Below are 12665 nucleotides of genomic sequence, written 5' to 3'. Positions count from 1 at the left end.
CAGAAAGAGAGAAAACACACCTGCCAGGCGCATACGTTTGGATATTGTCGAAGTCATCGGAACTCGCATGATCTGAAAGCGCACTAGGCCAGCCGAACGCTTGATGTGCGTTCGTCGTGAAATGGCATTAGAAAGCCCACCGGTTCGAGACCACGCTTCCTCTGAATTGCGTTGGTATCCATGAGCTTTTGCCACTTCAGGAACGTTTCCTTGATGGCGATAGGACTGCCGTCGCTACCGTCATGCTTGCCTCCGGTATGCAGCTTCCAGACTCGCTTCCGCAAATCGGTGCTCTTGGCACGATCATCGCTGCCTACGTTGATCTCCGCGTCCACCGCCATACTTCGCAAATTCAGGTTGGCACTGCCCAGCGTGAAGAAACTATCGTCGATCAGCAGCAGTTTGCTGTGGATGTAAATCTCGCGGTACCGCGCTGCAATCGCTTGCGTCGGCAACGGCAGCATCGGCGCCAGATCCGGGTCTGGCAACTCGCCCTTTGCTTGCTGCTTTTTGACATATTCGTCCCAACGAGCCTGCTGCTTCACCGTCTCGGTGCTCAACTTGGAATTGCGCCAGTCGCGATCAAAGGTCCAAAGGCTCCCTACCAGCGCGCGGATACCCATTTGGTCCAGCGATTGCGCAAGTGACGCCTTGTCGCCGAGATCCTTGGCACTTTGCGCCGCCGGTGAGAGCGGTGCCGGATAAAGATCGTAGTCGAGGCTCGCACCGCTCGCCTTCTGCCGCTTGACATAGGCATCCCAGGTCACCTGTTGCTGGCGGTTGCGCGCGAGTTCGTCTTCTACTGCCTTGTCTTGATTGGGCATCGACGTGCCATGACCCAGAACCTTCACCGTGTCGTGCGTACGCGGCACCATTTGTGTTCGCTCAGGCGTGGGAATGACAACCATCACGTGCAAGTTAGGTATGTCGTTCGGACTCTTGCCAGCTGCCTGACTGCACGACAGAAACTGCGTTCGCAATTCCTTCAGCTTCTTCGGCCACTCGGTATATTGGAAATACTGGTTCTCGACGTAGATATAGCTGCGTGCAAAGGACGTGGCCTGCTCATACAAGGCCTTGATGGATTTGTCCTTTTCTTCGGGCTGAGTGCGCACGACCTGCGCCCGCTGGCACGGTGTGCCGAGATTTTGCGTCAATCCCGGCGGCACTTTTTTGAAATCGTGCGTTCGCGATACGTTCGCACCTTTGCCCTTGGCACGGTTCCACGCATCGATGAAGTTCTTGCTGACCGCCACCAGCGCTTCGCCTCGAATACGGCTCGCGTAATCCTGATATGGCTTCAGGCCAGGCTGCACGTCATTGGCACCCTCCCATGACTCTCCTCGGCGTGGATCGTTGAAGAGGTGCTGCTGCGTATCCCAGTAGTCCGTCACGCTGTTCAGCCCCATCACATAACCGACTGCGTGCGCACCACCTTCGTATTCGTAGTCGATCAGGATGGTCTTCTGATGGTCGGTGGCCACTTTCTCCAGCCCCAGCACTTCGGTGAAGTCGCGCTTCCCAGGCTCGCCTGCGAGACTGTCATGAACCGCCTTGCTGCTGCCATCCCGCGTCCGAATCGACAGATTGGCCAGCCGACCCGCAAACGCGTCGTCGTACCAGCGCGCATTGAAATCCTCGCGCCGCTCCTGCGGTGTCTGCGGTTGAGGTGGCTTGCCGGTCTGTAAATAGATGCCGCCGCCCGCACCGACCATCATGGCCATCTTTTCTTCGTAGTTCAAACGACCACTGCTGTGTCCCGGCATGTTGTTCGAACCAAGACTTCCGATAAACCCGTACCACGACAGCAAGCGAACCTGAACCGGTTTGCCATTGTTGAATTTTCCCGCGGCCACATCGCGCAGCAACCCGCCCCAGGTATCTCCTCGCGGCCACACCGATCCATTCCGGATCAGTTCCATGCCCGGATCGAAACCCCAACAGATGATTTCCACGCTGTGCTTGGCCGCCTTCAAATCGGCTGCGATCTGTTTGAACGCATCCTCGCCGCAAATGAACACGTCGAGATTGTTCTTCTCATACGGCGGTGCATAGTAGGTCTCATTCTTCTCCAGAAACCACTGCGCACTGGCGACCGATTGACGTGTAGAAACGTCGACCGGCGCCTTCGATTTGTTTTGGGTATTGGTATCGGACATCAAATTTCTCGTCGAAAACCGCGAAGAATCACGCGTCAGCCCTGTGCGTGGCGCTGGCGCGATTCAGGATCATCATCAACGGCCCGCCATCCCTCGGCAGCCAATTGATCATCGTCGGTCAACGCCCCCTCCATCACCGGCACATCGATTTCGTGGCCGTTGTGAAGCTTGACCCTATACGAAGACGTGCCCTTCTGGTGATTGGCAATGATCAACTGACCGTGCTCGTCCGTTACACCGTCCGCAATCTTGGCTGTTCCTTTGTAAAGGGTATACGGCTCATAGGCAAGCGGCCGACCGCCATCGGGATGCGAACGAAGGACCACGGCAAGACTTTCCTTTTGCTCCAGTTCCTTGAACGAAACGGGATCGGGCGCCTTCACCGGCTTGTTGTCCGGCCCGACGAGGCTATGCGACGCCGCGTGCTCGCGCCAAACGCCGCTCGTTCCATGTACCACGCCGCTTCCGTTCCACTGGCTGTAGCTGGATCCGCCATTGATCGACGCTTCGTCGCTCGCCTGCGTACTGACTTTCGGCGAGCGGAACACGATCTCTTCACCGGCCTCGAGAATGATGCGCTTGGCAGCTTTGACGATGACGTCTTCCTTGTGCGCCTCGATCCGAAGCTTGCCATCCGCCGTGACCAGTTTCATGCCCTTGGCCGCGAAGGCGCTCATCCAGTCCCCGACCCGTATCAGCAACCGACGTCCGGCACTGATCTGCGTATTGCCCGAGCTCACGGCATCGATGGTCGTCTGCGCACCGAGCACCATCGCGTCCTGACTGACCACGGTCACGCCGGCCGGCCCCTCGATGGCAACCATTGGTGCGCCACCCGTGCCACCGCCCTGGTTGACGTTGCTACCTGCATCCCAACTCTTGATCTGCGACGCGATCTTCTCGATACGCGCGAGGTCGGTATTGTCTGCATCATGAGCAGCGGACGCGTCGCCAAGGTTTTGAACCAGCTCCTGCAATTGCTCGATCAACGTCTGCAACGCCGTACGCTCGAGCATCTTGCCTTCGGCACGCCCCTGCTGTTGAGCCGTCACGTACACGCCTTTCGCGGCACGAACGACGGCCTGGGCGTCGGTTCTTGCCTCAAGGCCGTCACCGCGAGGTGCGCCCTGACCACCATCGCGAGGCTCCGTCAGGTAGCCGAGGTTCAACTGCGTATAGGTGTGCTCGCTGGCAAGCTGACTGCTGATCTGGCCGGGCGTATCGTCGAAGCGCAACTGGTTATATCGATCCGCCTTGACTTCCTTGGTCTTGATGCCGGACAGATATCGATTGCCCGGAAGCGAGCCCGTGTGGCTGAAGGTGGTCGGCATGTTGGGACCGCTGTGCAGCACGCCCGTCACGATCATCTTGTCCGGATCGCCGTGCAAATGGTCGACCAGCACTTCCATGCCGGCGCGCGGCAACATGTCCATCCCGTAGTTCGGGCCCGCCCATGGACTGACCCATCTTACCCACGCGCTGTCACGCTCGGTTCCGCTAGCGCCGGCACCGTGCGCATGTGCATGGTCATCGGCTCGCAAACCAAGAATCTGCACCTTGATGCGGCCGAGTTCATCGCAATGGACTTCTTCACCGTCCTGGCCGACCACCTTGGCGGTAAATGGATGCACGGGCGGCAGATCGACACGCGGATCGTAGGCTGGCGTCAGCGGCACGCCGCGGCGAACGCATATGAACGTATTCTCGTAGCGGACGCCGACCCCGTCCTGAGCCGGCAACGCATCGAAGCTCCAGCGGCTCGCCGCGAACAATGCCTGAGCCCGCTCGTCCAGCGCCTTGGAGAAATTGTTGGTGGCCCGATGGTGAAGGCTGGTAACGACGAATTGGCGCTGTTCCTCCGGCCGTGTGTCGACCTCTGGATGCCCCTGCAGCGTGAACCAGCAACCTGGCGACACATCGCGGACATCGCTGGACGCATATACGCATTCGGCGCGATGTTCGTGCGCGAGAATGCGTGCCTTCGCCAAGCGCTCCTGATCGGCATCGGAATCGCCCACATGCGGGACGTCGATGACCGAATCGGCCAGCAACTTCGCAAGATCGTTTCCGGCCTCGCCCTGATCGACGATCGTCTCCTGCTCGGACTGAAGCATCCTGCCGGTCTTGTAATCCCAACTGGCGCGTCGGACGCTTCCAGGCGTCAGCACACGAGCAGTGGACCACAGCGTGACCGAATCACGCTCCCTCGACTGCGCACCTCGATGGTAGGAAACGCTGCCCGCGAGCGCCTGCGGCAATTTCGTCGGATCGTCACAGAACACGATTGTATGGACCGGCGTATCGGTTGCCGCGCCATCATGTTTGCCGGCCCGGGCGTACCAGAAAATGCCGTCGCGCCGACATAGTCGGCGGATAAAGGCCGCATCCGACTCATCCGCCTGGCGGGACTGCTCGCGCTTCGGATATTGCTTGCGATCGAGGATGAGCTCGAAATCGAACGCCTGCGCCAACGCTGAACTGCGTTGCTGCCATTCCTGCAGCAGCGTTTCCAGGATGTCCGGGACACTCATCGAACGGAACGTTCTGCTGTTGACGCGCTGCTCAAGGATGCTGAGCGCATCTCGCAACGTTAGCTGGACACATGTGAGAGAGCCGTCCGATTGGCCGGCGCGTACGTCGGTAATGATCCCGTTGATCGGATACGGCTCGCCTCTATCCGTTATCAGTTGAACTGATAGCGGTAGCCCCAAAAAAGTAGCGAGTGGAAGATCCGGACGTGAAGACAGACAGGTTAAGTGCCCTTCGATGCCGGTGCACAGGCCCTCCGTCAAATCGATGTTCTGTGGCACGAGGACATGCGCGAGCGCGTCTTGATGACGGCCCCAGTGAAACCTGATCGCACGATTGTTCTGATCGAGCGCGCTAACGAAGGCGCGCAGCATTTCGGTCACGTTCACTTGTCGAGGGGCATTCGGCAACGGCGCTCTCAGATCGCCACGTCACCTGCATGCTTATCTTAATTGTTTAACTTTTGATTTTAAATGCAAAGTTCACACAAAAACAATCTCGTTATGATAATCGCGATGCAATGACGTGATGGCGCGCCGAATACACCTGAATCGACGCATCGTCCACGAGGGATTTCGGTACAAAATCACTTCAAGGCGTTGATTTTATTAACCTTTCCCATTTCCCAACACACGATTGCAATCGGCCCCGCCGTGCCAGCACTTTCCTGGGATCCGACAATTCTTGACTGTGCGCACGCGCCCGAACTGGTACGATGCGCGTCGTCTCGTCCTACGCGATGCGCCCACAGGACGCCTGATCGTTCCCTTTTTCGATCCCCCGCCGCGCCTCTCGCCGCGCCGAGCCTCCGGCCCGGCCCCTCGTTGAACCCCGTAGCATCTCGGCGCCGTCCTACCCGGCGCCGTTGCAGCAACCGTTGGAGTGGCGCACGTCGCGCCTGCAAGCATGAAGAAACTGAAGCAGCACATCATGACCCTGAGCGGGAAAGACCGAACGCCGATGGTACGCGCAGGCGCGCTGCTGTTGATGGCCGGCCTGCTGTACCTGCTGTGGCCATCCGCCGAAACCGCCTACCTCGCGATGGAGTCGGTGATCCGCTGACGCGCACGGCGGACCGCGCCCTGCGCTATACTCGCGCAATGGAAATCAAACCTGCCTCGCCGAACGTGCAACGCTGGTGGCGCGCCTGACCCAGGCGGCCCGTTTCCTTTTGCATGTCCCGAACGTGATGCCGCCAGCCATGGCGGCATTGTCGTTTCTGCGCCTACGTCATGGCTGGTGGCTTCGATAACCCTGAGCCAACCCGTACCATGACGCACCCGACTCGACCGACCATCCTCACCGGCGACCGCACGACCGGCCCGCTGCATCTCGGCCACTACATCGGCTCGCTGCGCGCGCGCGTGCAGATGCAGCACGAGGCGACGCAGTTCCTGCTGCTCGCCGACACGCAGGCGTTGACCGACAACATGGGCCGCCGCCAGCGCGTCACCGATAACGTGATCGAGGTCGCGCTGGACTACCTGGCCGTCGGCATCGACCCGGCGATCTCGACGATCGTCGTCCAGTCGCAGGTGCCCGAGCTCGCCGAGCTGTCGCAATATCTGCTCAACCTCGTCACGGTCGCGCGCCTCGAGCGCAACCCGACCATCAAGGAAGAGATCCGCCTGCGCGGCTTCGAGCGCGACATCCCGGCCGGCTTCCTGACCTACCCCGTCAGCCAGGCAGCCGACATCAGCGCGTTCAAGGCGACGCACGTGCCCGTCGGCGACGACCAGTTGCCGATGATCGAGCAAACCAACGAACTCGTGCGCCGCTTCAACGCGACGGTCGACAAGCCGGTGCTGGTCGAATGCGAGGCCGTGTTGTCGGCGGTCACGCGGCTGCCCGGCATCGACGGCAAGGCGAAGATGAGCAAGTCGCTCGGCAACGCGATCACGCTCGGCTCGACGCCCGACGAGATCACGCAGGCCGTCAAGGACATGTACACGGACCCGAACCACCTGCGCGTCAGCGATCCCGGTCAGGTCGAGGGCAACGTCGTGTTCACGTTCCTCGACGCATTCGAACCCGACGTGCCGAAGGTCGACGAACTGAAGGCGCACTATCGCCGCGGCGGCCTCGGCGACAGCGTCGTGAAGCGCGTGCTGAACGAGCGGCTGCAGGCGCTGATCGAGCCGATCCGTGCGCGCCGCCGCGAATTCGAGGCGGACAAGGCCGAGGTGATGGCGATCCTGAAGCGCGGCACGCTGCATGCGCGCGAGGTGGCCGGCGCGACGCTGGCGGAGGTGAAAGGCGCGATGGGGCTCACGTATTTCGATTGAGTGGTGCGGGCGGAGAGCATCGCCGTCGTGCGACATGCGCTTCCAAAACGAGCGCCGGCACGGGACGCGACCGGCGACAATCGGAAACATTTTGCGCTGTCCGTCCTTTCAACGAGAACGGCCGATTTCGCTGGCACCACAGTGCCGTTCGCCCGCCACCATGCAGCACGCGACAGCGATCCTGTCGCTCTCGGGCGGCTCGTGTCCCGGCGTCCACGCCACAGGGAGCGTTCCTGCGAAATTGACCCGCAAAGAGGACTTCATTAACTTGAGCGGCCATCGATAACGACGGCGAACGGAGGCGTACAGCACGTGCGATTCGCTTCGCCGGCATTCCGAGGGCGCCAAGTGAATACCTATCGCTACCAGGACCGGCACAACCTGAGTCCGATCGAACTGTTCTTCCTGATTGCCGTAGACGAAACCAGCAAACAAGCAGGCATAGACGACCTGGAAGCAATTATCCTGATTCTGTCTGGTCTACCGATTCTCCCCACCCGAGCCAAGCCGCTCGGCGCGACTCAAGGTACATCCGTTGCATCGGTCATGTCCCGGTCGATATTTCGGTATGAATTCAGGCGCAAGGTATTACCGACCGTCACATTGAAGAGCATCAAGCGATTGCGGGTAATTCTGACACACCGACTTGCAGTGTTTGTGGGACGGACAATACCCGGGGTCGGTTGGGTGTTGCTTGCCAAGGACGCCTTCCATATTGTCCGGAACACCGTTTACCAGTACAACCAGATCGCGAAACCGGAGGACAGGATTCTGTAATGGACGACCGCCACATTTGGGAAGCGCTGGAAGCATTCGTGCGCCAGGAAGCTGCGGTATCGAGCAAACGCCAGATTACCGCGGACACGTCGCTCACCGACGATCTCGGACAAACCGGAGACGACGCCGACATCTTCATGGAGCGATTCTTCGCCCGTTTCGAGGTTGAACGCGGCGACTACGATTTCGGGCGTTACTTCCTGATGGAAGGCGAGGGGTTCCTGTATCACGTGGTCCGCAAGTTCATCCTCAGGAAACCCCATACGTTCAAACGGGACGCATTGACCGTCGGCATGCTGTGCAAGGCGGTATCGCTAGGCGTGTGGGACTCAGCGGCGATCAAAAGCTGATCCGCCCGCACCGTCATCGACACATGCACGAGCGATCTCGATTCGTGCGCGCGCGTTGGTCCAATCCGCCGATGTCGCCCACCTACCCGCCCGCTATCGTTTCCGCGTCACCCACGCATTCTCACGCCATCATGACGCCACTGGAAACGATCGACCGGCTCGACATCCAGGATCTGCTCACGCGCTACTGCCACGCCGTCGACCGGCGAGACTGGAACGAATTCGAGCGACTTTCACGGACAAACCGATGCTCGACTATGCGGCATTCGGCGGCCCCGTCGGCAACCGCCGGTCGCGGCGCTTTGAAAGACGCGTCGAACCGCGCGCCTTCCGCGTGTCACTTCATCTGCATGAGCTGAACGAGGTTCCCGCACGTATCGTCGAGCACCGCGACCCGCACGGGCCCCGCGTCCATCGGCGCCAGCGTGAAGCGCACGCCGAGCGCGTCGAGCCGCGCGAACTCCGCGTCGAGATCGTCGACCTGGAACGACGCCGCCGGAATGCCATCCTCGTAAAGCGCCTGACGGTAAGGCGCGACCGCGCGATGATGGCTCGGCTCGAGCATCAGCTCGGTGCCATCGGGCTGGTCCTTCGACACGACCGTCAGCCAGCGATACTCGCCCACCGGCACGTTGTTCTTCAGCCGGAAGCCGAGGGTGTCGGTGTAAAACGCGAGTGCCTTGTCCTGATCGTCGACAAAGATGCTCGTCACGTAAATACGCATGAGATGTTCTCCTGATCGTGCGTGCCGCCGCGCGCCGCGCGGTGGCGCTTACGTGATCTGGTACGTCGACGCCGGCACGAATTCCTCCGGCATCGCGCGGTCGCCAAGCTCCAGCACCGACCGTTCGATCGTGCGCGCCATCGCGTCGAGCGCCAGCGCGTTCGGTGCGAGGCCGAACGGCTCGGCCACCTCGTTCGCGATCGCTTCGAGCGCGATCAGCGTGTACGAAATGAATACGCAGATCAGCGGCGTGAAGAACTCCGTCGAATCGACGAGACCGAACGGCAGCAGCACACAATAAGCATAGACGGTGCGGTGCAGCAGCACGCTGTACGAGAACGGAATCGGCGTGGTGAGGATCCGCTCGCAGCCGCCCACCGCCCGGCCCAGCTCGACCAGTTGCGCATCGAACATCCAGCACGTCGCGTCGCTGCCAGGCGCGCGGCCCAGCGCCCGGACGATCCCGCCCCGCAGTTCATCGAGAATCGCGACAGGCTGGTAGCACTTGTGCGCGAACGCGGCGGCACGCTCGGGGCCGAGGATGCGTTGCAGGTCTTGCGTCGCATCGGTATGACGCAGCTGATGTTTCAGCGCATACGTGAACGCAATCAGCAGATCGGCGAGCCGATTGCGCTCGGCGTCGCCGACGCTGTCGGGCAGGTAGCGGTGCAATTGCGACGTGACGGTGCGCGCCGCGATCAGCAGGTTGCCCCACAGAAGCCGCGCCTCCTTGAAGCGCTCGAAGCTCGCGTTGTTGCGAAATGCGAGGAAGATCGCGAGCGCGAGCCCGAACAGCGTGAACGGCGCGGTGTTCAGCGGAATCTTCTCGCCGAAGATGCGCCCGTTCGTGAAGACCGCCAGCGTGCTGACGATCGCCATGAACACAAGTTGCGGAATGATCGACTGCAGCACGGAGCCGTTCCATACGAACAGCATCCTGAGCCAGTTTTGTCGTGGTCTGACGATCATGGTGTGGTCTCGACTGCCAAGGAAATACGTAATGCCTGCGCCGGCGCCCGATGTGCGACGGCCCGCACGTGGCGGGCCGCTGTCGGAACGATACCGGGCGCACCGCTCAGTGATAGCCGATGTCGCCCTCGCGCACCTTGCCGCGGAACACGCGGTACTGCATCGCGTTGTACACGAGAATGACCGGCAGCACGATCACGGTGCCGACGAGCGCGAACAACTGGCTCGAATGGCTCGACGATGCCTCCCAGATCGTCAGCGACGGCGGCACGATGTTCGGCCAGATGCTGATCACGAGCCCGGTGTAGCCGAGGAACACGAGCGCGAGCGTCAGCAGGAACGGCGTCGCCTCATGCTGGCGCTTCACCGTGTGGAAGATGCCCCACACGCACGCGGCGACGAGGATCGGCACCGGCAGGAACCAGCCGAGGTTGCCGCTGCCGAACCAGCGGTGCGCGACCGCCGGCAGCCCGATCACGGTCCACAGGCTGACCACGCCCATCACGGCGAGCAGCACGCCCGCGAGCGGCTTCATCAGCACGCGCATCTTGCGCTGCAGTTCGCCGTCGACTTTCAGGATCAGCCAGCCGCAGCCGAGCGTCGCATACGTGACGAGCACGCCGATCCCGCACAGCAGGCTGAACGGCGACAGCCAGTCGAACGGCCCGCCCGCGAACTGGTGGTTCTCGATCTTGATGCCCTGCAGCAGCGAACCGAGCACGATCCCCTGGCAGAACGCCGCGAGCGCGGAGCCGCCGATGAACGCGAGATCCCACAGGTGTTGTGTGCGGGTAGCCTTCGCGCGCAGTTCGAACGCGGCGCCGCGAAAGATCAGCCCGACCAGCATCAGCACTAGCGGCAGGTAGTTCGCCGGCAGCAGCGTCGAGTAGACGACCGGGAAGGCGCCGTACAGGCCCGCGCCGCCGAGCACGAGAAAGGTCTCGTTGCCGTCCCACACCGGCGCGACGGTGTCGAGCATCACCTGCCGCTCGGCCTTCGCGTCGAAGAACGGAAACAGCAGGCCGATGCCGAGGTCGAAGCCGTCCAGCATCACGTAGATGAACACGCCGAGGCCGATGATCGCGGCCCACACGACAGGAAGATCGATTTGCATGGCTTACTCCGCTTCGGTGACGTTCAGCGGCGTGGACAGCGCGCTCTTGCGCAGCCCCGGATGCCGGTGCAGCTCGATATACCCGGCGTGTGCGGCCGGCCCACGCTTCATCAGGTTCAACATGTAATAGATACCCGTTCCGAACACCAGGAAATACACGACTACGAAGATCAGCAGCGACACGCCGACCTGCTGCGCGCTGAGCGGCGCGACCGAATCGATGGTGCGCAGCACGCCGTACACGGTCCACGGCTGCCGCCCGACCTCGGTCGTGATCCAGCCGGCCAGCAGCGCGACGATGCCCGACGGCCCCATGCACACGACGAACCACTGGAACCAGCGCGTTTCATACAGGCGCCCGCCCTTGCGCAGCAGCAAGCCGAGCACCGCGGTGAGCAGCATCAGCATCCCGAGGCCGGCCATGATCCGGAAGGTCCAGAACACGATCGGCGAATACGGACGGTCCTGCGGCGGGAATTCCTTCAGCCCGCGAATCTCGCCGTCCCAGCTGTGCGTGAGGATCAGGCTGCCGAGGTGCGGCACCTGGATCGCATAGCGCGTCGTTTCGGCCTGCATGTCGGGCAGTCCGACGAGGTTCAGCGCGGTGCCGCCCTTCTCCGTTTCCCACAGCCCTTCGATCGCCGCGATCTTCGCCGGCTGGTATTCGCGCGTGTTCAACCCGTGCGCATCGCCGACCACGATCTGGATCGGCGCGAGCAGCAGCAGCATCCACAGCGCCATCGAGAAGCTGCGCTTCACCGGCTCGTCGCGACGCCCTTTCAGGAGGTGCCACGCGCCGCACGCGGCGACGATGAAGCCCGCGACGATGAACGCCGCGATCGTCATGTGCACGAGGCGATACGGGAACGACGGGTTGAAGATGATCTTGAACCAGTCGACCGGCACGACGAGGCCGTTCTCGATCTTGTAGCCCTGCGGCGTCTGCATGAAGCTGTTCGACGCGAGAATCCAGAACGTCGAGATCAGCGTGCCGACCGCGACCATCAGCGTCGCGAAGAAGTGCGCACGCGGGCTGACGCGCTGCCAGCCGAACAGCATCACGCCGAGGAAGCCGGCTTCGAGGAAGAAGGCCGTCAGGACTTCGTAAGTGAGCAGCGGGCCGGTGATGTTGCCCGCGACGCGCGAGAAGCCCGCCCAGTTCGTGCCGAACTCGTAGGCCATCACGACGCCGGAGACGACGCCCATCCCGAAGCCGATCGCGAAGATCTTCGACCAGAACTGGAACATCGATTTATAGGCGGCGTCGCCGGTGACGAGATAGCGCCATTCCAGCACCGCCAGAAAGCTCGCCATGCCGATGCTGATCGCCGGAAACACGATGTGGAACGACACCGTGAACGCGAATTGCAATCGTGCGAGATGGAACGCATCGAAGATTTCCATGACCGTAATTTGCTCGTGGTTGTGAGGACGTCAGCTCGAAGCAGGAAATCGCGCGACGGCTTCGCGACGGCACGCGCCAACCTGGACGGATCGCGGTGCACGGCAACGAAGCGTGAATGACGATATCGCGTTTTGGACGATACTCGCAATCGCGCGAACGTGCGCTGAAACTGTGCTTTCCCCCGGTCGGAAGATGTGTGTACGGAAAACCCGTTTCGGGCCCGGGAGGCCGTCAGCTGTACTGCTTTCCGCACCGCGACGCTGTGCATCCGCGACCCGGCCGAACGCCCGTACCATCGGCTGGAAGCCTGCCCGTGGCGAGCCGGCGCGACGCCGCGCACCGCCCTTCGCAGC

At 61.7% G+C, this 12665-nt stretch carries 11 protein-coding genes; 5 read left to right on the top strand and 6 right to left on the bottom strand.

What is annotated here, in order from left to right; all coding sequences use genetic code 11:
* Positions 1–83 precede the first annotated feature (83 nt).
* Together ACVK00_RS24770 and ACVK00_RS24765 are read right to left on the bottom strand one after the other, a co-directional pair.
* Entirely contained in the window at positions 84–2159 is a 2076-nt protein-coding gene (locus ACVK00_RS24770; RefSeq protein ID WP_228910664.1) for a phospholipase D-like domain-containing protein, read from the bottom strand.
* A 35-nt stretch (positions 2160–2194) separates the two neighbouring features.
* Positions 2195–5062 (bottom strand): type VI secretion system Vgr family protein, encoded by a 2868-nt coding sequence (locus ACVK00_RS24765; protein ID WP_284901007.1) that lies wholly within the window; start codon positions 5060–5062, stop codon positions 2195–2197.
* Positions 5063–5594: 532 nt separating this feature from the next.
* On the opposite strand from ACVK00_RS24765, the gene ACVK00_RS24760 reads away from it, so the two are divergent.
* The 5 genes from ACVK00_RS24760 (at position 5595) to ACVK00_RS24740 (ending at position 8459) form a co-directional block, all read left to right on the top strand.
* Positions 5595–5750: a hypothetical protein gene (locus ACVK00_RS24760; RefSeq protein WP_006753127.1), complete on the top strand. Its 156-nt coding sequence runs from the start codon at positions 5595–5597 to the stop codon at positions 5748–5750.
* 209 nt (positions 5751–5959) lie between these two features.
* On the top strand, positions 5960–6973 hold the full coding sequence (gene trpS / locus ACVK00_RS24755; RefSeq protein WP_284900894.1) for a tryptophan--tRNA ligase: 1014 nt from the start codon (positions 5960–5962) through the stop codon (positions 6971–6973).
* Between the two features lie 348 nt (positions 6974–7321).
* Positions 7322–7750, top strand: coding sequence for an STM2901 family protein (locus ACVK00_RS24750; protein ID WP_228910661.1), 429 nt, complete (start codon positions 7322–7324; stop codon positions 7748–7750).
* Complete coding sequence (locus ACVK00_RS24745; protein WP_138850560.1) at positions 7750–8100, top strand: DUF1493 family protein; 351 nt, start codon at positions 7750–7752, stop codon at positions 8098–8100. The genes ACVK00_RS24750 and ACVK00_RS24745 overlap by 1 nt, the downstream gene beginning before the upstream one ends.
* 131 nt (positions 8101–8231) lie before the next feature.
* A complete protein-coding gene (locus ACVK00_RS24740; protein ID WP_284900895.1) occupies positions 8232–8459 on the top strand; it encodes a nuclear transport factor 2 family protein in 228 nt (75 codons plus the stop codon).
* Here ACVK00_RS24740 and ACVK00_RS24735 read toward each other — a convergent pair.
* The 4 genes from ACVK00_RS24735 to ACVK00_RS24720 all read right to left on the bottom strand — a co-directional run bounded on the left by ACVK00_RS24735 (position 8438) and on the right by ACVK00_RS24720 (position 12311).
* Complete coding sequence (locus ACVK00_RS24735; RefSeq protein ID WP_166723033.1) at positions 8438–8824, bottom strand: VOC family protein; 387 nt, start codon at positions 8822–8824, stop codon at positions 8438–8440. The two genes, ACVK00_RS24740 and ACVK00_RS24735, sit on opposite strands and share 22 nt — an antisense overlap.
* A 48-nt stretch (positions 8825–8872) precedes the next feature.
* Positions 8873–9793, bottom strand: a complete 921-nt coding sequence (locus ACVK00_RS24730) for a bestrophin family protein (RefSeq protein ID WP_284900896.1) — start codon at positions 9791–9793, stop codon at positions 8873–8875.
* A 106-nt stretch (positions 9794–9899) separates the two neighbouring features.
* Complete coding sequence (cydB, locus tag ACVK00_RS24725; RefSeq protein ID WP_228910659.1) at positions 9900–10907, bottom strand: cytochrome d ubiquinol oxidase subunit II; 1008 nt, start codon at positions 10905–10907, stop codon at positions 9900–9902.
* 3 nt (positions 10908–10910) lie between these two features.
* Complete coding sequence (locus tag ACVK00_RS24720; RefSeq protein ID WP_105785309.1) at positions 10911–12311, bottom strand: cytochrome ubiquinol oxidase subunit I; 1401 nt, start codon at positions 12309–12311, stop codon at positions 10911–10913.
* Positions 12312–12665: the final 354 nt, after the last annotated feature.

The sequence above is a fragment of the Burkholderia sp. PvR073 genome (assembly GCF_054055695.1).
This window is presented reverse-complemented; position numbering and strand designations above follow the sequence as displayed.